The following is a 24,607-nucleotide window of genomic DNA, read 5'->3' on the forward strand; positions in this document are numbered from 1 at the left end:
ACTTTCACCCGACGGACGAGCAGTAACGAGCAGTAGGGAAACACGAGATGACCACGATGACCCCCGAGCAGGCGGCCTGGTTCGCCCAGACCTTCGACCGGCTCGTCGGCAACGTCGGGCAGGCGGTCCTGGGCAAGGCGCCGGTCGTGCGCCTCGCGCTCACGTGCATGCTCGCCGAGGGCCACCTGTTGCTGGAGGACGCCCCGGGCACGGGCAAGACCATGCTCGCCCGCTCCATCGCGGCGTCGGTCCAGGGTTCGCACAACCGCATCCAGTTCACGCCGGACCTGCTCCCGTCCGACGTCACCGGTGTGACGATCTACGACCAGAAGTCCGGGAAGTTCGACTTCCACCCCGGTCCGATCTTCGCGTCGATCGTCCTGGCGGACGAGATCAACCGTGCCTCGCCGAAGACGCAGTCCGCGCTGCTGGAGGTCATGGAGGAGGGCCGCGTCACCGTCGACGGCGTCGCGCACACCACCGGCCGCCCGTTCATGGTGCTCGCCACCCAGAACCCGATCGAGCAGGCCGGTACCTACCGTCTGCCCGAGGCCCAGCTCGACCGCTTCCTCATGAAGACGTCGGTGGGCTACCCGGACCACGCCTCCACGGTGGAGATCCTCTCGGGCGCCGCGCTGAAGGACCGCAGCCAGGTGCTGCAGCCCATCATCACGACCAAGGCCGTCACCGAGATGGCCGACCTCGCCGCGACGGTGCACACCGACACCGCGGTGCTGGAGTACGTGTCGCGCCTCGCCGAGGAGACCCGCAACGCCCACGAGGTGCGCGTCGGCGTCTCGGTCCGTGGCGCGCTCGCCCTGGTGCGCTGCGCCAAGGTGTGGGCCGCCGCGCACGGCCGCAACTACGTGCTGCCCGACGACATCAAGGAGCTGGCGCAGCCGGTCTGGGGCCACCGCTTCGTCCTGGACCCGGAGGCCGAGTTCGCGGGCGCCCGTTCCGACGTCGTGCTGGCCCGGATCATGGCCGACGTCGCAGCGCCGCAGGAGCGGGCCTCGGCATGACGACCTCGGGCATCTCGGCGGGCAGCGCGGCCGGACCTGCCTACGGCAAGCGCCAGGACAAGCCGACGGGCCTCGCCGGCGTCGTCGCGGCCGGCCGCGCGCAGGTGCAGCGCGGCCGTCGCGGCTGGGTGACCTTCGCGGCCGCCGCCCGCACCCGGGCGGGGGCGGTCGGTCGTACGCTCGCGCCGGTCCGCCGGACGTTCAGCACGTTCGGCATCGCGGTGACCCTGGTGGCGGCCGGTGCCTGGATCGCCGGGCTGACGCTCGGCTGGCTCGAGCTGCTGGTGGCCGCGATCGTGCTCACGGTGACCCTGCTGTGCGCCATCGTGTTCGTGCTCGGGCGGTTCAAGTACGACGTCGTGCTCGACCTGGCGCAGGCTCGTGTGACCGTCGGCGACCGCGCCGTCGGGCGCCTCGACGTGCGCAACTCGTCGAGCCGCCCGCTGCTGCCGTCGGTGATGGAGCTCCCGGTCGGCAGCGGCACGGCGGCGTTCCCCGTGCCGCGGCTGAAGGGCGGCGGCACGCACGAGGAGATCTTCACGATCCCGACCCGGCGCCGCAGCGTGATCACGGTCGGTCCGGTCAAGTCCGTGCGCGCCGACCCCCTCGGCCTGCTGCGCCGCGAGATGACGTGGACCAACGAGCAGGAGGTCTTCGTGCACCCGCGCGTCAAGAACCTCACGGGCTCCTCCACTGGCTTCCTCAAGGACCTCGAGGGCCGGATCACCAACGACATCACCAACTCGGACGTGAACTTCCACGCCCTGCGCGACTACGTGCCCGGCGACGACCGCCGGCACATCCACTGGAAGTCGACGGCCCGCACCGGCCAGATCATGGTGCGGCAGTTCGAGGAGACCCGGCGCTCGCACCTCGCGGTGCTGCTGTCCACGCGTGCCGAGGACTACGCGAACGAGGAGGAGTTCGAGCTCGCCGTGAGCGTGTGCGGCTCGTTGGGCCTGCAGGCCATCAAGGAGGACCGCGGCGTGACGGTGCTCGTGAACGAGGCCACGCTGCACGGTGACCACCGCACCCGTCTGATGGACGACCTCTCCCGGATCGAGATGGAGTCCCGCAAGTCCAAGCTGGTGGACCTGGCCCGTGCCGCGAGCATGGCCGCCGCCGACTTCTCGGTGATCTCGTTCATCGTCGGCAGCATGGTCACGCCCACCGAGCTGCGTGCGGCGTCGGCCCGCGTGCCCGTGGGCGTGCAGGTCATGGCCATCCAGTGCGTACCGGGGGCCTCCCTCGGCCGGCACTCCATCGCGGAGCTGGGCGTGCTCACCCTGGGCCGCCTCGGTGACCTGCCCCTTGCGCTGAAGAAGATGAGCGACGGATGAGCGACGAGAACACCCGCGGCAACCTCCCGGCGGGCGCCCGCGCCCAGGGCAGCCAGCCGCCCTCCGGCACCGGACCCGGGTACCGGACCGGCACGGGCCGGGGCACCACCCGGCGCAAGGAGGCGGAGCAGCCGCGCGCGCTGACCAGGTTCGCCCTGGTCGACCTCGCGGCGCTGGCCGTGATGCTCGGCGCCGTCGCCGTGGGCTTCGGCCCGGTCTGGGGCTCGCTCGGCTACCTGCTGCCCACGGTCGGCGGTGCCCTCGTGGGCCTGGCCGTGGCCTGGGTGGGCGCCTGGCGGCGGTTCCCCGCCGTCGTGGTGACGGCGCTGGCGGTGCTGGCCTACGTGCTGTTCGGCGGCGCGCTGGCCCTGCCGCACACGACGATCGCCGGTGTGGTGCCGACCCTGGACACGCTGCGCGAGCTGCTGCTCGGCTCCGTGCAGGGCTGGAAGCAGTTCATCACCACGGTGCCCCCCATGCAGTCGTTCCCGGACCTCGGGGTGGTCCCGTTCCTGCTCATGATGATCGTCGCGCTCGTCGCGGGCACCATCTCGTGGCGCGCCAAGCACGCGGTCTGGGCCGTCGTGCCGGTCATCGTCGGCCTGGTCGGCGTGATCCTGCTGGGCACGCTCGACGCCGCCCTGCCGATCGTGCAGGGCCTCGTCATCGCCATCACGGCCCTGCTCTGGGGCGCGGTGCGCGTGATGGAGGCGCGGGTCGGCACGCACTCGATCACCACGGAGGCCAGCCGCGAGGCCACGCGCCGGCTGCGCTGGCACCGGGTGCGCACGGGCGCCACCATCCTGGGCGCCGCGGCGCTGGTCGCGGGCTTCACCGCGCCCATCCTCATGCCGGGCCAGCCGCGTACGGTGCTCCGCGAGACGGTGGTCCCGCCGCTGGACATCCACCAGTTCACCAGCCCGCTCGTGGCGTTCCGGCACTACGCCAAGGACGCCCGCGAGGACGAGCTGTTCACCGTCAGCGAGCTGCCCGAGGGCGGCCGCGTCCGCCTCGCGACCCTCGACCGGTACGACGGCGTGGTCTTCGACGCGTCCGGCGACGGCGGCGACGCCGGTGTCTACACGCGGGTCGGCGAGGAGATCGCGACGAGCTCCCACGACACGCCGACGCCGATCGACGTCACGGTCCTGGGGTACAGCGGCGTCTGGGTCCCCGAGATCGGCAACCTCACCGGCGTGGAGTGGCTCGGCGCGAACGCCGAGGCCCAGACGGACGGCACGTACTACAACTCGAAGACCAGCACCGCGCTCACCACCGCGGGCATCAGGTCCGGGGACACGTACCGGCTGAACATGCTGCTGCCTGCGACGCCGGACGAGAACGCCCTGAAGAAGGGCACGATCCGCGACGTGGAGCTGCCGGAGACCGAGGCGAGCGCGCTGCCCGCGGGCCTGCCCGGCAAGACGGCGCAGTTCACGGGCGACAAGACCGACCCGGTGGAGAAGCTCTTCCTGCTCCGCGACGCGCTCCAGAGCTCCGGCTTCCTGTCCAGCGGGCTCGACGGACAGCCGCCGTCGCGTCCGGGTCACTCCGCCGACCGCGTCGACACGCTGATCGAGCAGGAGGAGATGGTGGGTGACGACGAGCAGTTCGCCGTCGCGCTCGCCCTCATGGCGCGCCAGGCGGGCATCCCGGCCCGTGTGGTCATGGGCTTCTACCCCGACAAGGACAGCGACTTCGAGGAGGGCAAGCCCTGGACCGTGGTCGGCAGCGACGTCCACGCCTGGGTCGAGGTGCCCTTCAAGGAGTACGGCTGGGTGCCGATCGACACGGTCCCGGACGAGAACCCGCAGATCCAGCCCGAGCCCAAGAGCGAGCAGGTGCCGAAGCCCCCGGTGCTGCAGGACCCGGAGCCGCCGGACGAGCCGGACAAGGCGAAGGCCGGCAGCGTCGAGGACGACGAGAAGGACGACACCGAGAACGACCCGTTCGACTGGGGCCTGCTCGGACTCATCCTGCTCGCGGTCGGCATCCCGCTCCTGGTGATCGCCGGACCGATCATCGCGATCCTCGCCTACAAGGCTCGCCGACGGGCGGCCCGGCGCACTGCCGACCTGCCCGCCGACCGCATCAGCGGCGGCTGGCACGAGGTCGTCGACGTCGTGACCGACCTCGGGACGAGCGTGCCGCGCGGCGCGACCCGGCGGGAGAGTGCCGGCGTGATCGCCGGTGCGCACCAGGTCCCGTCGACGCTCACGCTCGCGCACCGCGCGGACGCGTCGGTCTTCGGCCGCGGCGAGCCCACGCAGGCGGACGTCGAGTCCTTCTGGGCCGAGGTGGACGAGCTGGTGGGCGGGCTACGCTCCAACCTGAGCACGCGACGGCGCGTCGGCGCGGCGTTGTCGCTGCGCTCCGTCTGGGCGCGTGCGGGCGGCGGTCGCGGAATCCTCGCGGCCCTCGGGGGACTCGGGTCCCGGCGGACGAAGGAGAACTGATGACGGACGTGGTCTGCGCTGGTTGCGGGTCGACCCAGCGGGCGGGCGCGCCCTTCTGCGCCGCGTGCGGACGGGAGTTCCCACGGACGGGTCGGCCCGTCGTGGAGCAGGCCCAGGTTCCGCAGGGGCAGGTGCAGCAGGCGGCCGCCGCCGCGCGCCACGGCTCGGGTTCGGTGCCGCTGGTGGAGAGCCGCCCGCCGATCACCACCGAGGTCGAGGTGTACACGGCGACGCAGATCCCCAAGGCCGGCACCGTGCCGCCGCCGCTGGTCGCGCCCTACGCGGGTGTCGGCAAGCGCGTCGTGGCCTGGCTCGTCGACGGTGTGATCGCCGGTGTGCTGATCGGCATCGTGGCGGCCGTCGGCCTCTCGTTCATCGACATCCCCCCGGCGCTCACGGTGGTGACGCAGGAGCAGGCGGCCGAGATCGCCGCCCAGGCGGTGCGGGTCTACCTCATCGCGGGCCTGGTCGGTTTCTGCTTCCAGCTCTCCATGTGGATCTGGGAGTCCCGGACCGGTCGCACCATCGGCAACTCGGCGATGGGCCTGCGCACGCTCTCCGCCGAGGACCGCACCCCGATCGGGTTCGTCCGCGAGCTGCTGCGCGTGCTCGTGCTCGCGGCGGGTTCCCTGGTGGCCGGAGTGGGTCAGATCGTGGTGCTGCTCAGCCCCCTGTGGGACAAGGGCGGCAAGGTCCAGGGGTGGCAGGACAAGGCCGCGCGGTCGGTCGTGGTCGACGTCCGTGCCCCGCAGATCGCACTGTCCACCGGGCTCGCCCCGGTGGGTCCGGGGCCCCGCGCCCCGGGCCGGCCCGCGGTGCGGACGGCGGCGCCGCCGGCTCCGGCACCGGGTCAGTACGCCTCCGCGCAGATGCCCCCGCTGTCTCCCGCGGCCCCGCAGGCTCCGGCCCAGCCGTCCGTGGCGGCCCCGGACCCGTGGGCGTTCCCGCAGGCACCCGCCCAGGACGCACCGGCTCCGACCGGCGACGGCCTCATCACGGGCATCCCCGGCAGCGGGGCAGGCGCGCCGCCCGCCCAGCAGCAGCCGGTCCAGCAGCAGCCGGCGCAGCAGTACCAGCAGCCCGCACCGCAGCAGCCGGTCCAGCAGTACCAGCAGCCCGCACCGCAGCAGCCGGTCCAGCAGTACCAGCAGCCGGCACCGCAGCAGCCCGCGCCCCAGCAACCCGCACCGGGGCAGCCCGAGTCGGCCTGGCCGGCGCGGACCTGGCCGGCGCAGCAGGAGCAGGCGGCGCCCCCGGCGCAGCAGGCCCCGGCCACCCTGCCGCCCCAGCAGCACCCGGAGTCCCGCCCCACCCGCGGGGTGACCCTCCCGCAGGGCGGCGCGGCCCCGGCCCAGCCCGCTCCGGTGGCGCAGCCCACCCTGCCGCCGCAGTCCGAGGGGTTCTCGGACTCCACGCGGATGCAGGCGCCGGTCCTGGAGCCTGCCGCGGTCGTGACCGTGGCCCTCGAGCTCGAGTCCGGTGAGCGCCGGGTCATCGACGGGCCCGCCCTGGTGGGCCGGAACCCGCAGGCGAGCGGCGGCGCGGGGTACATCCTCGTGCGCGTGGACGACCCGACCCGGTCGGTGTCCAAGAACCACGCCGAGCTCGGCGTCGACTCCGCCGGGCTGTGGCTGACCGACCGTGGGTCCACCAACGGCACCGTGGTCTCGGCGCCGGGCCGTTCGCCGCAGGTCGCGGAGCCGGGTGCGCGGGTCCGCGTGCCGGTGGGCTCGACCATCCACGTCGGGGACCGTCGTCTGGTCGTGCACGCCGACGAGTCCCGGGCATGACCGAACAGGAGCAGGGGCTGACGACGACCTGGGGTGCGGCATCGCACCAGGGTCGTCGTCGGTCGCTCAACGAGGACGGGTACCTGGCCACCGGCCGGGTGTTCTTCGTGGCCGACGGCATGGGCGGGCACGAGGCGGGCGAGGTGGCGAGCTCCGAGGCGCTGGCCGCGCTCAGCGGCCTGGCCGACATCGAGCAGGTGGAGCCGGCCCTGGTCGAGGCGTTCCTCGAGGTGGCGCAGCAGCGGGTCCGGGCCATCGAGACGGACTCGGGCAACGCGCCCGGCACCACGCTCACGGGCGTGCTGGTCGACGAGCGCGAGGACGTGCCGTACTGGCTGTTCGTGAACGTCGGGGACTCGCGCACCTACATGCTGTCGGGCGGCGTGCTGTCGCAGGTGAGCGTGGACCACTCCGAGGTGCAGGAGCTCGTGGACGCGGGCACCATCACCGTGGACGAGGCCCGCAGGCACCCCCGGCGGAACGTCATCACCCGCGCCCTCGGCGCCCAGGAGGACGTCCGGGCCGACTTCCGGTACATCCCGGTGACCCTGCACGACCGCGTGCTGATCTGCTCGGACGGCCTCACGGGGGAGCTGACCGACGAGCAGATCGCGGCGATCCTGCTGGAGCAGCCCGACCCGGAGCGCGCCGCCGGGCACCTGGTCAACGCGGCGATCCAGGCCGGTGGCCGGGACAACATCACCGTGGTCGTGGTCGACGTGACCGGCCTGGACGACGAGACCATAGGGTCGTCGACAGCACCACGGGCGGGGGCGGAGCCTGACGAGGACACCCTGCCGCGAGAAGAGCACGCAGCAAGAAGCCAGGGGGTCTGAGATGACGGTGCACTACAGCGAGGGATCCGCACGGGCGGTGGTCCGGAACGGCACGGTCGTCGTGCTGCCCGGCCCGGCTCCCGCCGGCGTCGTCGACGCGCTCTGGACCGCGCTCGACGCGCCCGACGGCGGGGTCGCGGCGACGCTCGGCGTCCTGGCCGCCGGCGGCCTCGCGGAGACGCCGCCGTTCGCCGTCGTCTCGCTCTCCGGGGGAGAGCCGGCCACGGCCGCGCACGTCGCCGTGCGCGGCACCGGCGTCAAGGTCGTGGTGAGCGCGCAGGGGGCCGGCGGTCCGGTCGAGGTGACCGGGGCCGGCGTCGTCACCTGGTCGGAGCGCGTGGTGGACGGCCCCACGTCGTTCGCGATCACCACCGACGAGGCGCCCGCGGACGAGGAGTTCCCGGTGCAGTCCGCGGTGGTGCGGGCGAGCGCCCTGCGGCGCACCCTGGTGGAGGTCGCGGAGCCGGTGAGCCTCCCGGCGGCCCCGGTCGAGGTCCCGGCGGTGAAGGCGGCCCCAGGTCCCGCACCCGTTCGGGGCGTGCCGATCTTCGGGTTCGGCGGGCAGCCGTCCGGCGAGACGATCGTGCCCGGCGCGCTCGACGTGCCGGTGCTGGGCGCGGAGCCCGACGCGAAGCCCGTTCCCGACGAGAAGCCGGCCCCCGGCGAGGAGCCCGCCCCGGTCTCCGGCCCGACGCCGGTGCTCGGCCTCGGCACGGTGTCGGCTCCCGAGCCGCGCACGGAGGTGGACGAGGCCACCCAGTTCGGCTCCGACGACGACTACGGCCACCTCTTCGGCGACACCGTGATGCGCCGGGTCGAGGACGCCGCGGTGCGCCAGGGCGAGGACGACGACGAGGCCGAGGAGGAGCAGGCCGCGGAGCCCGTGCCCGCCCCGCCACCCGTGCCGTCGCCCCCGCCGGTGCCGGACCTGCCTCGGGCCCCGGAGCAGAGCGGCGACGCCCTGATCTCCGGCGTGCCGGGCGGCTGGTCGGGTCTGTCCGGGGCTCCGGAACCGCCGCCGGGCGTGACGCCGGGCGCTGCCGATCGCGCGGCCTCGGTGGGGCAGTCCCCGGCCGACGCCGCGCCCGTGGAGCAGGACGACCACGACGGCCAGACCATGATGTCGTCCGACATCGCGGCGCTGCGCAAGGCCGCGGGCGCCGTCGTGCCCAAGTTCTCGGTGGGCATCCTCCCAGGCGCCATCCAGATCCTCGGTCTGCCCTGCCCGGACGGGCACCCCAACCCGCCGACGAACGACCGCTGCCGCACGTGCGGGGCGGAGCTGTCGGGGGACGCGGAGCTGGTGTCGCGCCCGTCGCTCGGGCAGATGCTCGTGACGGGTGGCGTGCAGCCCGGCATCGGGGGACCGCAGGTGGTGGAGCTGGACCGCCCCGTGATCGTCGGCCGGCGGCCCCGCACCAACAACGCCTCGGCGGACAGGACGCCGCGCCTGGTCACGGTGGCGAGCCCCGACCAGGACATCTCGCGGTCGCACGTCGAGATCACCCTGGAGGAGTGGCACGTCCTGGTCGCCGACCTCGCGACCACCAACGGGACCACCCTCCTGCGCCCGGGGCAGCAGCCCCGGCGCCTGCACCCGAACGAGAAGGTGATCGTGGTCGAGGGCGACGTCGTGGACCTGGGCGACGGCGCGACCCTGACCTTCGAGGGCATCTGGTGAGGGCCTCGACGCACGAGTACGGCCCCACCATCGACGAAGGAGAGTTGTGAGCAGCAAGCGCGCGCCCTCGGCGCCGCCCCAGATCGCAGGGTTCGAGTACAAGAAGCTGATCGGTTCGGGCGGCTTCTCCGACGTGTTCCTGTACGAGCAGCAGCGCCCCAAGCGACTGGTCGCCGTCAAGGTGCTCCTCAAGGAGCACGCGAGCGATGCCCAGCGCGTGGCGTTCGACTCCGAGGCCGACCTCATGGCGATCCTGGGCAACCACCCCTCGATCGTGACCATGTACGAGGCGAGCGTCGCCGACGACGGCCGCCCGTACCTGGCCATGGAGTACTGCTCGCGCCCGAACCTGGGCGCGCGGTACCGGTCGGAGCGCTTCTCGCTGGCCGAGGCGCTGCGCACGACGATCCAGATCGCCGGCGCGGTGGAGACCGCCCACCGGCTCGGCATCCTGCACCGCGACCTGAAGCCCGCCAACATCCTCGTGACGCAGTTCGGGCACCCCGCGCTGACCGACTTCGGCATCTCGTCGACGGTCGACCAGGCGTCGGCCGCGGAGGGCATGTCCATCCCGTGGTCCCCGCCGGAGTCGTTCGGCGACCCGCCGGTCGCGGGCAAGACGACGGACGTCTGGGCGCTGGCCGCCACCTGCTACACGCTGCTGGCCGGCCGCACCCCGTTCGAGGTTCCGGGCGGCTCGAACACGTCGGCCGACCTGGTGGCGCGCATCGAGCAGGCGCCGCTGCCGCCGATCGGGCGCAACGACGTGCCGCCGTCGCTGGAGCAGGTGCTCCGGATCGCGATGGCCAAGCACCCCTCGTCGCGGTACCCGTCGGTGCTGGCGTTCGCCCGCGCGCTGCAGCAGGTCCAGGTGGGCCTGGCGCGCGACATGACGCCGATCGACCTCCTCGACGAGACCGGTGCGGTCGCGGAGGAGGAAGAGGACGACGACGGTACGCGGCTGAAGAACGTCACGGCGATCGACCCGGGCCAGCGGCCCGCTCCCGGGCCGGCGTCCGGCGGCAGCGCGGGGACGTCGTCGGGCGGCTTCGCGCCGGCCACGCAGGGCACGTCCGGCTGGGCGCCCCAGGCGGGTACCGCCACAGGGGCGCGCACGACCGTGCCCGCCGTCGACGTGCCGGTGGCCTCGTTCGGGTGGGACGCCCCGCCCGTCGAGGAGACGGTGCACCGCACGCGCGCGCCGGAGGCGCCCGCGGACCTGCCGCAGGAGGTCGCGCCGGAGAAGTCGTCGCCGTGGGGCACGGTGGCACTCGTCGCCGGTGCCGTGGTGCTCGTGGTGGTGCTGGTCGTGGGCTGGTTCGCCCTGCGCAACGGCGGGGAGGATCCCGAGGACCCGGGGCAGACCCAGACGGTCGCGGGGGACCCGCCGCCGGCGCCCGGCACGGGCTACGTGCCACCGGTGATCGACCTGGAGGGCAAGGCCCAGGGCGACGAGGTCGTCTTCACCTGGAAGCCGCCGAAAACCAAGGAAGAGGGTGACGAGTACGGGTACCGTGTGCTGTCGGTCACCGAGGAGAGCCGCTACGAGCCCTCCGTGGGCACCACCGTCACGGTGAAGCGGCTCGACGGCGAGAAGACGTGCCTCGAGGTCGTCGTGGTGCGCTCCGGCAAGGCATCGGCGCAGCCGGAGCAGGCGTGCGTCGACGCGAGCTGACCGACTCCGGCCGATCGGCCGGCTGACAGGGGGAGAAGAGGGGACGACGTGGGCGATCTCGCGCTCGAGTTCTGTGGCGAGTGGTTCGATCCTGCGCAGGCAGAGGACGGGTTCGACGTGGGCCGCGAGGGTGACCTCGCCATCGACGACAACCCCTACCTGCACCGCCGCTTCCTGCGCCTGACGCAGGAGGACGGGATCTGGTGGCTCTCGAACGTGGGCTCCCTGATCTCGGCGACGGTGTGCGACGCGGGCGGCGGCGTGCAGTCCTGGCTCCCGCCCGGCCATCGCCTGCCCATCGTCTTCCCCACCACCTCGATCGTCTTCACGGCCGGCCCCACCACCTACGAGCTCACGGCCCAGCTCACGGACGCCCCGTACCACGAGGTCCGTTCCGAGGACCCCGACACCGGCGCCACCACCATCGGCGCCATCAGCTTCACCACCAGCCAGAAGCAGCTCATCGTGGTGCTCGCCGAGCCCATGCTGCGGCGCGAGGGCACCGGCCTCAGCGAGATCCCGTCCAGTGCGGACGCGGCACGCCGCCTGGGCTGGGCCACCACCCGGTTCAACCGCAAGCTCGACAACGTCTGCGAGAAGCTGGACCGGATCGGCGTCAAAGGGCTCCGCGGCGGCCCCGGGCTGCTCGCCACCAACCGGCGCGCGCGACTCGTCGAGTACGCCGTCGCCTCCCGGCTGGTGACCCCCGCGGACCTTCCACTTCTCGACCTGAAGGACGACGCCTGACGTGCGCATCAAGCTGACCCTCAACCGACCCGACGAGTCCGGCGTGAACGTCGCGGTCACCGCCGACGCCACCGCGACGGTACGCGACGTGGCCGAGGCCCTCTTCTCGGGCGACCCCACCCGCAACGGCGCCCCCGCACCCGAGAACCTCACGCTGCAGGTGCTGGGCGACGGCTCGACGAGCTTCACGAGCGGCCGGGTGCTGACCCCCACCAACGACCTGGTCCAGGCGGGCCTGCGCTCCGGGTCCGTGGTGTCGATCGTGCGCGTCTCCGAGCAGTTCGTGAACCCGGGGCAGGACCGCGGCACCGCGGTCGCGCAGCTCCGCGTCCTGGACGGGCCCGACGCCGGGCGCGACTTCCCGCTGCCGGTCGGTACCTCCTACATCGGCCGCGACCGGGGCATGGACATCCGCCTCCAGGACGGGCAGGTCTCCAAGCGCCACGCCCGCGTGGTGGTGGGCGAGTCGATCGAGGTGCACGACCTCGCCTCCGCCAACGGCCTGGTGATGGGCGGCAAGCGGATGACGCGCGCCGTGCTGACGTCGTCGGACACCGTGACCCTCGGCGAGACCACGCTCTCCGTGGTGGCGCTGCACCGCTCGACGAGCATCGCGCCGACCAGCCCGGTCGTGGAGTTCAACCGCTCCCCGCGCGTGGTGACGCGGTTCGGCGAGATCAAGATCAAGGCGCCCAAGCCGCCGAAGCCCCCGCAGCCACAGCGGCTGCCCTGGATGATGATGTTCGCGCCGATGGTGATGGGCGCGGTCATGTACTCCTTCACCCGCAACCCGATCTCGCTGCTGTTCATGTTCATGAGCCCGGTGATGATGGTCGGGATGTGGCTGGACCGGAAGGTCTACGGCAAGAAGCAGTTCAAGGAGGCCTCGGAGCAGTTCGAGCAGGCCGTCGTCGCCACGTCGGAGCGGATCGACCGCACGCACGCCGTCGAACGGGCCGTCCGGCTCGCGGAGCTGCCGTCGCTCGCCGAGTCCCTCGACGCGGTCCGCCGCCTCGGCGGGCTGATGTGGACCCACCGCCCCGAGCACCGCGGGTTCCTCACCGTGCGGTTCGGGCTCGGCTCGGGCCCCGCCCGCACCCTGTTCGACGAGCCGCGCGAGAACGACGCGATCCCCGAGCACTGGCAGCGGGTGCTGGACCTGCAGCAGCAGTGCCTCACCATCCACGACGTCCCGATGGGCGCCGGGTTCCGGTACGGCGGCAACGTCGGCATCGCCGGGCCCAGCGGCGTGGTCGAACCGGTGGGCCGGTCCGTGCTGCTGCAGCTCGTCACGCTGCACTCGCCCGCGGAGCTCGTCGTCACCGCCCTCACCTCGGCCCGCTCGCGGGCGGACTGGGAGTGGCTCGAGTGGCTGCCCCACACCGGCTCGCCGCACAGCCCGCTCGGCGCGTCGGACCACCTGGCCGACGACCCGGCGTCGGGCGCCTCGCTGCTGACGCGCCTCGAGGAGCTCGTGGAGGCACGGGGGGTCAGCCTCGACGGTCCCGCACCCCTGGTGGGCGAGATGGACGCCGAGAAGGATCGAAAGGACGCGCCGCCGAAGCCCGTGCTGCCGTCCGTCGTCGTGCTCATCGAGGACGACGCCCCGGTCGAGCGGGCCCGGCTGGTCCGACTGGTCGAGCACGGTGCCGCCGCCGGCGTCCACGTGGTCTGGATCGCGCCCACCGTCGAGCAGCTCCCGGCGGCCTGCCGCACCTTCGTGCTGCTGGACCCGAACGCCAGCGACAACGGCGCCATGACGGGCGAGGTGCACTACGGGCAGCTCGCCTACCCGGTGCGCTGCGACGTCGCCGACCTGCCGACGGCCCGCGAGGTGGCCCGGATCCTGTCGCCGGTGATCGACATCGGCGCGCCGACCGACGACGAGTCGGACCTGCCCCGCGCGGTCTCCTACCTGTCGCTGGCGGGCACCGAGCTCGGCCAGGACTCGAACGGCGTGGTCGAGCGGTGGAAGGAGAACCTCTCCCTCACCCCGCGCGACGGGTCGCCGCCCGTGCGGCGCAAGACGCCCACCAACCTTCGGGCGCTGGTCGGGCACGACGGCGTGGAGCCGTTCCACCTGGACCTGCGGACGCAGGGTCCGCACGCCCTCGTGGGCGGCACCACCGGTGCCGGCAAGTCGGAGTTCCTGCAGTCCTGGGTGCTCGGCATGGCGGCCGCGCACAGTCCCGACCGCGTGACCTTCCTGTTCGTGGACTACAAGGGTGGCGCGGCGTTCGCCGACTGCGTCAACCTGCCGCACACGGTCGGCCTGGTGACGGACCTGTCGCCGCACCTCGTGCGGCGCGCGCTGTCCTCGCTCCGCGCCGAGCTGCACTACCGCGAGCACCTGCTGAACCGGAAGAAGGCCAAGGACCTCGCGTCCCTGGAGCGCACGGGTGACCCCGAGGCGCCGCCGAGCCTGATCATCGTGGTCGACGAGTTCGCGGCCCTGGTCGGCGAGGTGCCCGAGTTCGTGGACGGCGTGGTCGACGTCGCCCAGCGTGGCCGCTCGCTCGGCCTGCACCTGATCCTCGCGACGCAGCGCCCCGCGGGTGTCATCAAGGACAACCTGCGCGCCAACACCAACCTGCGCATCGCCCTGCGCATGGCCGACGAGCACGACTCCAAGGACGTGCTCGGGGACGAGATGGCGGCACACTTCTCGCCGTCCATCCCGGGCCGAGGCGCCGCGAAGACCGGCCCCGGCCGGCTCACCACGTTCCAGACCGGCTACGCCGGCGGCTGGACCACGGACGAGCCCGAGCGGTCGTCGCTCGACATCGAGGAGATGGACTTCGGCACGGGCCGGCGCTGGGAGCTGCCGGCACCCGAGGTGATCGAGGACAGGGACCCGGGCCCCAACGACATCGCCCGCGTGGTCAGCACGATCCGCCGTGCGGCGAACGAGGCGGGCGTCCCCGCGCCGCGCAAGCCCTGGCTGCCCGAGCTGGCGCCCACGTACGACCTGGCCCTGCTGCCCAACCGGCGCACCGACTCCCAGCTCGTGCTCGGCGTGCTGGACAACCCGCCGGCCCAGGCCCAGCCGACCGTGCACTACGAGCCCGACAGCGACGGCAACCTCGCCATCTACGGCACCGGTGGCACCGGCAAGAGCACCACGATGCGTACCATCGCGGTCTCCGCCGGTCTGACGCACCGTGGCGGTCCCGTGCAGGTCTACGGCATCGACTGCGGCTCCGGCGGTCTGCAGATGCTCGAGAACCTGCCGCACGTGGGCGCGATCATCGCCGGCGACGACGAGGAGCGGGTGGGTCGCCTCCTGCGCCGCCTGCGCGACACGCTGGACCAGCGGGCCGACCGCTACGCCGCCGTGCGCGCCTCGACGATCGAGGAGTACCGGCGTCTGGCGAACAAGCCCGACGAGCCGCGCATCATCGTGCTCGTCGACGGCATCGGCGCGTTCCGCGACGCCTACGAGAACATCACGGCGCGCGGCTTCTCGATCTTCGGCACCTTCACGCAGCTCGCGACCGACGGCCGGCCCGTCGGCATCCACCTCGTCATGAGCGGCGACCGCGCCGTCTCCGTGCCGCCGTCGCTCGCCTCCACGGTGCAGAAGCGGATCGTGCACCGGATGGCCAAGGAGGACGACTACGTGATGCTGAACGTCCCCAAGGACGTGCTCACGCCCGCCTCCGCGCCCGGCCGGGCCATCATGTACGGCCAGGAGGCGCAGATCGCCGTGCTCGGCGGCGACTCCAACGGTGCCGTGCAGTCGCGCGAGCTGGCCCGCCTGGAGCAGACCATGCGCTCGGTCGGCGGGGTGCCCCAGGCACCCGGCGTCGACCGGCTGCCCGACACGTTCACGCTGGAGCAGCTGCCGCAGCGCGCCGCGGACCTGGCGACGATCGGTCTGCGGGACCTCGACATCGCGCCCATCGGCCTGCCCATGCGTGGCCCGCTCATGCTGGCGGGCCCGCCCGGCTCCGGCCGGACGACGGCGTTCGTCACGCTGGCGACGGCGCTGCGCCGGGCCGGGAGCGGGCGGCTGGTCTACCTGTCCTCCCGGCGGACGAGCCTGTCGGCGCTGGACCTCTGGGACATGTCGGCGTCGAGCCCCGAGGACATCGTCGAGACGCTCAAGGACCTCACCGCGGCCCTCGAGAGCGATCGGCTCGCCCCCGGTACTCTCACCGTGATGATCGAGAACTACACCGAGCTCACGGGCACGCCCGCGGAGAAGCCGCTGGAGGCGTTCGTCAAGCTGGCGACCCGCAAGGAACAGCTCGTCATCGGTGAGTCGGAGTCGTCCACCTGGAGCAAGGCGTTCACGCTCGCGGGCCCGTTCAAGTCCGGCCGCAACGGCCTGCTCCTGACGCCGGGGGACACCGACGGCGACACGCTCATGAACACACCGCTCGGCCGGATCCGTCGCAAGGACTTCCCGCCGGGGCGCGGATTCCTCGTCACGGCGGGCCGCGCCACCAAGATCCACGTCGCCCTGCCGGGGTGACGGGGCATGGGGAGTCCTCCCCATTCCACCGCGTCACGGGCCATGGAATAGTTCGTGACGTCGCAGAAACGGAGGTTGTCCGAGGGGGCAGCCACAGACGAAGGAGCTTGACATGGTCGCAGAGGGTGGCAACGTTTTCGGTCTTGACGTCGAGGCAGTCCGGAGCCTGGCCAACACGCTCCGCACGCAGGCCGAGGGCGTCCGTCAGGTCGTGACGACGATCACGAGCCAGATGGGCCAGACCCAGTGGAACGGTCAGGACGCCGTGCAGTTCCAGGAGGAGTGGGACGGCACGCACGCCGCGAAGCTCAACGAGATCGCCGCTGCGCTCGAGCAGTACGGCACGACGGCCGACAACAACGCCCAGATGCAGGAGGAGACCTCGAGCGCGTACTGATCGCGCTCGAGCCTCGTCCAGAGGCCTGGCCCCCTCCGGGGCCGGTACCGAGGGGTGCGGGACCGACTACGGCCCGCACCCCTTGACTTCGTAAAGACCTAAGAACTTCGGCGGTACCCAGGCGAAGCCCTTTGCCGTCAGCGGCGGGACGTGAGGAGAACCAAGTGAGCGGGGGAATGGTCGGCGCCGACATCGAGGCGCTGCGTCTGCTTGCGGACAAGTTTGACGAGGGCAGCGACAAGCTGGAGACCATCGTCACCACCGTGGAGTCTGCCGTCCCGCAGTCGGACGGCTGGAGCGGTCCGGACGCCGAGGGCTTCCGTCAGGAGTGGTCGGGCAGCCACCTGATCCGGCTCCGGGAGACGGCCGCCGCGCTGACGGACGTGGCCGGCAAGGTGCGCGCCAACGCCGACGCGCAGGAGAGCACGTCGAACGACTACTCCGGCGTCGGCGGCGGCACGGGTGGCACCGAGGTCGGGGGAGCGTCCGACAGCGGCTTCAACTGGGCCGGGCTGGGCCTGGCCGGGATGCTCGGCGCCAAGGGGATCGGGTTCGCGCTGGCCGCCACGAAGGCGATCAAGACGGGACCTGCACTGGCGGGGCTGCTGTCGGCCACCCGCCTCGGTGACGCGGCGAAGATCGCCGACGCGACCCAGGACGTCTTCCGTGGCGCGGGTGGCCTCGTGGGCCGGACCGCGGCCGGGCTCGGCGTCGCCGAGGACTTCGGGCTCATCGGCAAGGCGAGCGGCCTGGTCGGCCTGGCGAGCTCTGCCGGCACCATCGCGCGCGTGGCGGGCACCGCCGGTGGCGTGTTCGGTGTGGTCGGCGGGTTCAACCAGATGTTCAACACCCAGTACGACGGCGTCCGGGGCGGCGTCGACCGGGTCATGGGTGGCCTGTCGGTCATCGGCGGCGCGGGCGGTATCGCGATGGCCCTCGGTGGCGCGGCGATGCTCGGACCCGTGGGCGTCGGCATCGCCGTCGGAGCCGGCGTGGTTGCCGGTGCCTGGGCACTGGGCAACCTGGTGTACGACAACTGGGACTCGATCTCGGGCGCGGCGAGCACCGCTGCGAACTGGGTGGGGGACACGGCCGGCAACGTCGCGGACGGGATCGGTAACATGGCAGACGCGGCAGGGGATGTCGTATCCGACGTAGGCGACGCGGTCGGCGACGGCCTCTCGGCCGCCGGCGACTTCGTAGGAGGGCTGTTCAGTTGAGCGGGCAGACGATGAACTTCACCAAGGCGGACTACGAGGCGGCCATCGCCGTGCTCGGGCGCTCCGAGCCGGGCAAGCCGGTCGGGATCGTGAACCTGACCGACGAGCAGGTCATGGTGCTCGACGGCGTCCAGGCCTTCCAGCCCACGCCCCTGCCGTGGCTCGACGCGCAGGGCGACGTCGACAAGGAGCTCGTGGGCAAGGTGGCCCTGCGGGCGCTCCTCGGCCAGGGCTACGTGGTGCCCGCCAGCCGCGGCGAGGGCCAGGAGGTGGGGATCGACGCGATCCCCGAGCTCACCGGCACGCTCGTGCTGCGCCGGACCGCGCAGGCGATCGTCTCGGCGGAGCGCGTGACCACCCTCGGCCGGCACTGGGTGTTCTGCTACGTGCACGAGGGCTACGGGATCCTGGAGGAGGAGGTCGCGACCAGCGGCCACCACACCTTCTCGGTCTACCCCGAGGCCTACCTCGGCGAGCGGCTGGAGCAGTACCTCGACCCCACGTCCGCCGCGATCATGGCCGGCAAGTCGCGCACGTTCACGGTGCCGGAGTTCGAGGCCGCCGCGCCGAACCTCCCCGAGCTGAGCGAGGCGCTGACCGTCACCGTGCTGTCGGTCGCCAAGGCCGGCGTCGACACGCTCCGCAACGTGACCGTCTACTCGGGCCCGCGTGGCGTGTTCACCGTGCAGGGCGACCTGCGGGACGGCGTGGCGGACCGCCTGGTGCTCACCGAGGTCGGCGCCGCCGTCGTGCGGGACCTCCCGGGAAAGCTGCTCGCCGCATGAGTGCTGCGGGAACGACTTCGGTCACCGGGGACCGCGTCCCGCGCAAGGCCCGCAGGATCGCCGCCGAGCTCCCCGAGCTCGGCGGCATCCGCCATGTCGAGGCCAACCCGCCGTCGCCCACCGCGTGGTGGGTCGCGGTCGGGGTCGCCGTGCTCTTCACCGTGGTCATCTCGCTCGGTACGGGCGGGATCGTCGGTGCGCTCGTCCTGATCCCGGCCTGGGTGGTGATCGGCTGGATCATCCTCGGCTACGCGGGGTCGGAGAAGGTGGTCGTGCTCGACCGCGGGCTGCTCATCGGGTCGTTCGCGCCGTTCCTGCGCCCCCACGTGGTGCCGTTCGACCGGTTCGAGGTGGGCTCGATCACCGCGGTGCGCCCGGGGTGGAAGCTTGCGGACATGCTCCGTGGCCGCACCCGCCTGACCACCGGCCGTACGGCGGTGTGGGCCTGGAACGGTGTGGCCTTCGTCGCCGCCCAGGGCCCCGTCGCGAAGCGCGGCTACGTCGACGCCGCCGGGACGTTCCGCGCGGAGGACCCCGCGCGGCGCGAGCGGGTCGTGTGGTGGTTCGGCACCTGGCGGCAGCCCGACCGGCTGGTGGGCGCGCTGGAGTCGGCTCTGGTGGACCTGGGCCAGCCCGTGGCCGGCCTCACGCAGCAGGTGCTGCCGCTGGTCCGGATCAGCGGCCGGCCCGCCGACGCGGCCACCCAGGTGCCCCGGCTCGTCGCGGCACTGGACCGCACGCCGTGAGCGACGAGCGAACCGTCATCAGATGGAGCCTGTGGATCGGCGTCGGGCTGATCGTCGTCGCCGTGGTCGCCAGGGCGCTGGACCTCATCCCCGTCACCGTGATCGTGGGGCTCCTGGGCCTGCTCGCACTCGGCTTCGCCGGGTACGGGGCGCTGGACGAGGCGGCCGGCCGGGCCAGCCTCCGTCGTCGGGCGGACCGGGTGAAGCGGGAACGCGAGCAGGGTCGCTGAGCCCGGAACGCGAGGATTCTCACAGGAACCCCACGTCCACCCCCTGAGCCGGGGGTGAGGTGCGCCTTACCCGGTCGGTAGAATCGGTAGCGGCCTTCGCTTCCCTTGTCCTCGACCGGAAGGCGCCCCTTCGTGAGCACCACCCGACCCTTGCGCGTCGCCGTCGTCGGCGCCGGCCCCGCCGGCATCTACGCGAGCGACATCCTGTCCAAGTCCGACCTCGACGTCAGCATCGACCTGTTCGAGCGCCTCCCGGCGCCGTTCGGGCTCGTGCGGTACGGCGTCGCCCCGGACCACCCGCGCATCAAGCAGATCATCGTCGCGCTCCACAAGGTGCTGAGCCGCGGTGACATCCGCCTGCTGGCCAACGTCGACTACGGCGTGGACCTGAAGCTCGAGGACCTGCGCCAGTTCTACGACGCCGTGATCTTCTCCACCGGGTCGATCAAGGACGCCGAGCTGGACGTGCCGGGCATCGACCTGGACGGCTCCTACGGCGCCGCGGACTTCGTGTCCTGGTACGACGGCCACCCCGACGTGCCGCGCACCTGGCCGCTGGAGGCGGAGCAGGTGGCCGTGATCGGCGCCGGCAACGTCGCGCTCGACGTGGCCCGCATCCTCGCCAAGCACGCGGACGACCTGCTGCCCACCGAGATCCCGGCCAACGTGCACGAGATCCTGAAGACCTCCCCGGTCACCGACGTGCACGTGTTCGCGCGCCGCGGCCCGGCGCAGGTCAAGTTCTCGCCGCTGGAGCTGCGCGAGCTGGGCCACGTCCCGGACGTCGACATCGTCGTGTACCCGGAGGACTTCGACTTCGACGAGGGCTCCGAGGCCGCGATCAACTCGTCGAACCAGACCAAGCAGGTCGTCAAGACCCTGGTGGACTGGACGCTGAAGGACCCGGCACAGAACACGGCGTCGCGCCGCCTGCACCTGCACTTCCTGCACGCCCCGGCCGAGGTGCTCGGCGAGGACGGCAAGGTCGTCGGGTTCCGCACCGAGCGCACCGCGCTGCAGGGCGACGGCACCGTCAAGGGCACGGGCGAGTTCACCGACTGGCCGGTCCAGGCCGTCTACCGCGCCGTGGGGTACTTCGGCTCCTCCCTGCCGGAGATCCCGTACGACGACGTCAAGGGCGTCATCACCAACCGCGAGGGCCGCGTCGTCGACATCGACGGCAACCAGGTGCCCGGCGTGTACGCCACCGGCTGGATCAAGCGCGGCCCGGTGGGCCTCATCGGCCACACCAAGTCGGACGCGTCGGAGACCATCCGCCACCTCGTCGAGGACGTCACCGGCGTGGCCGACGGCGAGGCGCCCGGCGACCTGACCGGCGGCCGTACCGCGCCGCAGGGCACGCCGGAGGCCGTCACCGAGTTCCTCACCGGCAAGGGCGTCCACTACATCGAGTGGTCCGGCTGGGAGCTCCTGGACGCGCACGAGCGGGCGCTCGGCGAGGCCGCGGGCCGCGAGCGGATCAAGGTCGTCCCGCGCGACGAGATGGTGAGCATCAGCCGCAAGTCGTAGGCGACTCCCCGTTGCCACCCAGCGAACGTGCCCGGAAGACTCAGGTCTTCCGGGCACGATCGTTCCTGAGGGCGCCCGGCCCGGGGAACCCCGGAACGGGCTGGCGCGTTCGGGTGGGAGGAAAGGAGTGCGATGCACAGGCACTACAACGGGCTGAAGACCGCCGCGCTGTTCGGTGGCATGTGGGCCGTGATCCTCGGGCTGTGGGCAATCTTCGGGCGCAGCTCCAGCACCCTCTGGATCTTCGTGCTCATCGGTCTGGCGACCACGGCCTACGGGTACTGGAACTCCGACAAGCTGGCCATCCGCGCGATGCACGCGTACCCCGTGACCGAGCTGCAGGCGCCGGAGATGCACCGCATCGTGCGCGAGCTCTCCACGGCGGCCCGCCAGCCGATGCCGCGGCTGTACATCTCGCCCACCAAGGCACCCAACGCCTTCGCCACCGGGCGCAACCCGCAGAACGCGGCCGTGTGCTGCACGGAGGGCATCCTGGAGCTGCTGAACGAGCGCGAGCTGCGGGGGGTGCTGGGCCACGAGCTGATGCACGTCTACAACCGCGACATCCTGACGTCGTCGGTCGCGTCCGCGCTGGCGGGCGTCATCACCGCCCTGGCGCAGTTCCTGCTGTTCTTCGGCGGCGGCGACCGCCGTGAGGGCGGCAACCCGCTGGCCGCGCTCGCCATGGCGCTCCTCGCCCCGATCGCGGCGATGCTGATCCAGATGGCGATCTCGCGCACCCGCGAGTACGACGCCGACGAGGACGGCGCCCGGCTCACCGGCGACCCGCTGGCCCTGGCCTCCGCGCTGCGCAAGCTGGAGCAGGGCACGCAGCGCGCGCCGCTGCCGCAGGACCGCGACCTGACCAACGTCTCGCACCTGATGATCGCCAACCCGTTCCGCGGCGCCGGCATCGGCCGCCTGTTCGCCACGCACCCGCCGATGCCGGACCGCATCCGCCGGCTCGAGGCGATGGCGGGCGGCCCGTCCGGCGGCTACAACCCGGGCGGCCCGACGTCGGGTCCGGACGCACCGCCGTGGGGCACCCCGCCCGGGATGCTCTGAGACCACCCGCCGCCGTCCGCCTGGCCGCCCCCGACCTCACCCGCGCAAAGCGTTCGTCGGGGTCGGCGAGGGCGGATACGGTGAGCAGATTCCGACCGGGCGTGCAGGGGCGCCCGGGTTGTTACGCAGAAGGAGCACCACATGGCCGACTCGTCGTTCGACATCGTCAGCAAGGTCGACCGCCAGGAGGTCGACAACGCGCTGAACCAGGCCGCGAAGGAGATCTCGCAGCGGTACGACTTCAAGAACGTCGGCGCATCGATCACCTGGAGCGGCGAGAGCATCCTCATCGTCGCCAACTCGTCGGAGCGGGTGCTCGCGGCCCTCGACGTCTTCGAGACCAAGCTGGTCAAGCGCGGCATCTCGCTCAAGTCGCTCGACCTCGGTGAGCGCGAGCCCAAGCCGTCCGGCAAGGAGTACCGCCTCGGGGCGACCCTCAAGGAGGGCCTGGCCGGGGAGTCCGCGAAGAAGGTCACCAAGATCATCCGCGAAGAGGGCCCCAAGGGCGTCAAGACGCAGATCACCGGTGACGAGGTCCGCGTGACCAGCAAGTCGCGCGACCAGCTCCAGGAGGTGCAGAGCCTGCTGAAGGGCTCGGACCTGGACTTCGCGCTGCAGTTCACGAACTACCGCTGAAAATGCAGGTCAGCAGCCTGTTTTAGGCTGGCAGTCCGCACACGGTCCGCAAGAGCGGACGATGAGCACGGGCTGGCGGGTGGTTGCCGGGACTCCGGTGGCCACCCGTCTGGTCTGTCACGAGGTCTGTGCGGCCTCGGTGACGGGCTGTGCGGACAGCACGGTTCGCATGAGCGACGTGGCCGCCGCTCGGGTCTTGTCCTCTGCGCTCGGCCACAGGTGCGCGTAGGTGCCGAGCGTGATCGTGGGGCTGGAGTGACCCAGTGCCCGCTGGACGGTGACGACGTCGCAGTTGTCGGCGATCAGGCCCGAAGCGTAGAAGTGCCTCAGGTCGTGAAGCGTGTAGGCCTCCAGCCCCACCTGACGGCGCGTTGTCCGCCACACCTGCGACGCACTGTTGCGGTTCCAGAGGCCCCGCTCGTCGCCGTTCGGGTTCCAGAAGAGCCACTGCTCGTCGCCACGCGGGGCGAACTTCTCGATGTGGCTGGAGAGCATCGTCAGGAGCTCGCGCGGGACATGGATGGTCCGCTCTGAGCCGTACTTCGGCGGCTCGATCGTTGTCGTCTCGACAGTGGCCCCCTGAACCTGCCGGTTGACCGAGATGGTGCGACCCAGAAAATTGATGTCACCGACCTGGAGCCCGGCTGCCTCGCCGAGGCGAAGGCCAGCAAAGGCGCAGACGGCGATGTAGCCCGTGAAGTAGTCGGGAGCGGATTCCAGCGCCTTGCGTACGCCGAGCGCTTCGGGGATCGCCATCGCGGCCTCCGTGCGGCGGCGCCGGGGAAGCTTGATGTTCGACGCCGGGTCTATCCCGATCACACGATCACGAACGCCCGCCGCGAATGCTGCTCGGACGTAGTTGAACCGCGTCGTGATGGTGGACGGCTCCAGGCCCTTCTTCCGGGTCTCGGTGGGCTGAGACATCGCCTTGACCCACTTCTCCAGGTGTGAGGGTCGGATGTCCCGCATCCGGACCGATCCGAACGTGACCGACTCGAAGGCAGTCGTCGCCGCTTCCGTGGTGCCGGTCGCCCAGACCTGCCGTTCCGACCAGAGAGCCCACCACTGATTGAAGGTCAGGGCTCCGCGCCGGGGGTCTGCGTACGTTCCTGTGACGACCGTCGCCGTGACTTCATCAAGCCAGTCCTGAGCGTCGGTCTTGCGGTCGAAGTGGCGGGAGTGCTCGTGTTGGGTCTCGTCGCGGTAGCGGGCTCGCCACTTGCCGTTCGGTCTCTTCTTGATGGAGGCCATCGATGTTTCCTTCCTCTCGGGTGTGCGGCTCTCAGGTCGTCTCGGGTGCGGGCGGCTGGGGCTCGATCAGCTCTACGCCGCGTTCGGCGCGCCAGGTGTCTGGCGTGAACTTCGTGCCGTGGGCCTTGGTCAGGTTGTCGATCGCCTTGCGTTGCGTGTTGCCTGTCACGCTTCGGTCCTTCCGGATACGCGCGACGTCGGCCACGGTCTCGGCCACGTTCCCGAGCGCCTGTTCGACGAGGTCCGTCTGGGCCTTGTCGGGCTGCCATTCGGGGAACGCGCACGCCCGGTCGAGGGCTGTCCGGAGGTCTTCGTGGGCTTCGTTGAGCGTGTCGATCGCCCGGACGGCCTTCTGGTGCGCGGCTAGGACTTCCTCGGCCGCGTCGATCGCGTCGCGTGCGGACTGTGCGACCGATGGCATGGCCAGCAGGTCTTCGATCGAGATCTGTAGGACCACGGCGAGGTCGACGGCTTCGACCAGTCGCACGGGCCGGTCGCCCTTCTCGATCGACCACATGGTGGCCTGGGACCACTTCCATCCGCGTTCGCGCATGGCGTCCGCAACTGCTTGCTGGGTGCGTGAGCCCCGGTAGCGGGCCACGTTCGTGCCGACGTTGATGTCTCGCTCTTCTGCCATGCGCCAACCGTACTAGCAATTCTTGTTTACAACCACTAGACCCTGTGGTGTACTTGACTTTCGAGTTTGCTACAACTAGGGGAAGT

Annotated in this window: 19 protein-coding genes; 17 read left to right on the forward strand and 2 right to left on the reverse strand. The window is 71.9% G+C overall.

The genetic code is table 11. The annotated features are described in order from the left end of the window. Nucleotides 1–47 precede the first annotated feature (47 nt). The 17 genes from QRN56_RS02455 to QRN56_RS02535 all read left to right on the forward strand — a co-directional run bounded on the left by QRN56_RS02455 (nucleotide 48) and on the right by QRN56_RS02535 (nucleotide 22,633). The gene (locus QRN56_RS02455; RefSeq protein WP_285100885.1) at nucleotides 48–1,022 is read left to right on the forward strand and encodes an AAA family ATPase; all 975 of its coding nucleotides are present in this window, start codon (nucleotides 48–50) and stop codon (nucleotides 1,020–1,022) included. Continuing rightward, nucleotides 1,019–2,362 carry a DUF58 domain-containing protein gene (locus QRN56_RS02460; protein WP_285100886.1) on the forward strand — a complete coding sequence of 448 codons (1,344 nt, stop codon included), beginning with the start codon at nucleotides 1,019–1,021 and terminating at the stop codon, nucleotides 2,360–2,362. The genes QRN56_RS02455 and QRN56_RS02460 overlap by 4 nt, the downstream gene beginning before the upstream one ends. Then, complete coding sequence (locus QRN56_RS02465; protein ID WP_285100887.1) at nucleotides 2,359–4,818, forward strand: transglutaminase TgpA family protein; 2,460 nt, start codon at nucleotides 2,359–2,361, stop codon at nucleotides 4,816–4,818. Before QRN56_RS02460 ends, QRN56_RS02465 begins: the two co-directional genes overlap by 4 nt. After that, nucleotides 4,818–6,608, forward strand: coding sequence for an RDD family protein (locus QRN56_RS02470; protein ID WP_285100889.1), 1,791 nt, complete (start codon nucleotides 4,818–4,820; stop codon nucleotides 6,606–6,608). Before QRN56_RS02465 ends, QRN56_RS02470 begins: the two co-directional genes overlap by 1 nt. After that, nucleotides 6,605–7,444, forward strand: coding sequence for a PP2C family protein-serine/threonine phosphatase (locus QRN56_RS02475; protein WP_285100890.1), 840 nt, complete (start codon nucleotides 6,605–6,607; stop codon nucleotides 7,442–7,444). Before QRN56_RS02470 ends, QRN56_RS02475 begins: the two co-directional genes overlap by 4 nt. Nucleotide 7,445: 1 nt before the next feature. Beyond that, nucleotides 7,446–9,125 (forward strand): FHA domain-containing protein, encoded by a 1,680-nt coding sequence (locus tag QRN56_RS02480; protein ID WP_285100891.1) that lies wholly within the window; start codon nucleotides 7,446–7,448, stop codon nucleotides 9,123–9,125. A 46-nt stretch (nucleotides 9,126–9,171) separates the two neighbouring features. Next, nucleotides 9,172–10,800 carry a serine/threonine-protein kinase gene (locus QRN56_RS02485; RefSeq protein ID WP_285100892.1) on the forward strand — a complete coding sequence of 543 codons (1,629 nt, stop codon included), beginning with the start codon at nucleotides 9,172–9,174 and terminating at the stop codon, nucleotides 10,798–10,800. 48 nt (nucleotides 10,801–10,848) lie between these two features. Next, complete coding sequence (locus tag QRN56_RS02490) at nucleotides 10,849–11,547, forward strand: hypothetical protein (RefSeq protein ID WP_285100894.1); 699 nt, start codon at nucleotides 10,849–10,851, stop codon at nucleotides 11,545–11,547. A gap of 1 nt (nucleotide 11,548) precedes the next feature. Further along, the gene (locus QRN56_RS02495; RefSeq protein ID WP_285100895.1) at nucleotides 11,549–16,024 is read left to right on the forward strand and encodes a type VII secretion EssC family protein; all 4,476 of its coding nucleotides are present in this window, start codon (nucleotides 11,549–11,551) and stop codon (nucleotides 16,022–16,024) included. A gap of 112 nt (nucleotides 16,025–16,136) precedes the next feature. Then, nucleotides 16,137–16,421, forward strand: coding sequence for a WXG100 family type VII secretion target (locus QRN56_RS02500; protein WP_285100896.1), 285 nt, complete (start codon nucleotides 16,137–16,139; stop codon nucleotides 16,419–16,421). A gap of 164 nt (nucleotides 16,422–16,585) precedes the next feature. After that, nucleotides 16,586–17,641 (forward strand): WXG100 family type VII secretion target, encoded by a 1,056-nt coding sequence (locus QRN56_RS02505; protein ID WP_285100897.1) that lies wholly within the window; start codon nucleotides 16,586–16,588, stop codon nucleotides 17,639–17,641. Beyond that, on the forward strand, nucleotides 17,638–18,426 hold the full coding sequence (locus QRN56_RS02510) for a hypothetical protein (protein WP_285100899.1): 789 nt from the start codon (nucleotides 17,638–17,640) through the stop codon (nucleotides 18,424–18,426). Before QRN56_RS02505 ends, QRN56_RS02510 begins: the two co-directional genes overlap by 4 nt. After that, entirely contained in the window at nucleotides 18,423–19,172 is a 750-nt protein-coding gene (locus QRN56_RS02515; protein ID WP_285100900.1) for a hypothetical protein, read from the forward strand. Before QRN56_RS02510 ends, QRN56_RS02515 begins: the two co-directional genes overlap by 4 nt. Then, the gene (locus tag QRN56_RS02520; RefSeq protein WP_285100901.1) at nucleotides 19,169–19,402 is read left to right on the forward strand and encodes a hypothetical protein; all 234 of its coding nucleotides are present in this window, start codon (nucleotides 19,169–19,171) and stop codon (nucleotides 19,400–19,402) included. The genes QRN56_RS02515 and QRN56_RS02520 overlap by 4 nt, the downstream gene beginning before the upstream one ends. A gap of 132 nt (nucleotides 19,403–19,534) precedes the next feature. After that, a complete protein-coding gene (locus QRN56_RS02525) occupies nucleotides 19,535–20,932 on the forward strand; it encodes an FAD-dependent oxidoreductase (RefSeq protein ID WP_285100902.1) in 1,398 nt (465 codons plus the stop codon). A 132-nt stretch (nucleotides 20,933–21,064) separates the two neighbouring features. Beyond that, nucleotides 21,065–21,997 (forward strand): zinc metalloprotease HtpX, encoded by a 933-nt coding sequence (gene htpX / locus QRN56_RS02530; protein ID WP_285100903.1) that lies wholly within the window; start codon nucleotides 21,065–21,067, stop codon nucleotides 21,995–21,997. A 141-nt stretch (nucleotides 21,998–22,138) separates the two neighbouring features. Next, the gene (locus QRN56_RS02535; protein WP_285100904.1) at nucleotides 22,139–22,633 is read left to right on the forward strand and encodes a YajQ family cyclic di-GMP-binding protein; all 495 of its coding nucleotides are present in this window, start codon (nucleotides 22,139–22,141) and stop codon (nucleotides 22,631–22,633) included. Nucleotides 22,634–22,750: 117 nt separating this feature from the next. Here the strand turns inward: QRN56_RS02535 and QRN56_RS02540 are convergent, their stop codons facing one another. Beyond that, the gene (locus tag QRN56_RS02540; protein WP_285100906.1) at nucleotides 22,751–23,884 is read right to left on the reverse strand and encodes a tyrosine-type recombinase/integrase; all 1,134 of its coding nucleotides are present in this window, start codon (nucleotides 23,882–23,884) and stop codon (nucleotides 22,751–22,753) included. 31 nt (nucleotides 23,885–23,915) lie between these two features. Further along, nucleotides 23,916–24,521, reverse strand: coding sequence for a helix-turn-helix transcriptional regulator (locus QRN56_RS02545; RefSeq protein ID WP_285100908.1), 606 nt, complete (start codon nucleotides 24,519–24,521; stop codon nucleotides 23,916–23,918). Nucleotides 24,522–24,607: the final 86 nt, after the last annotated feature.

The sequence above is a fragment of the Promicromonospora sp. MEB111 genome, assembly GCF_030209445.1.
In the GTDB taxonomy this organism is placed as follows: Bacteria; Actinomycetota; Actinomycetes; order Actinomycetales; family Cellulomonadaceae; genus Promicromonospora.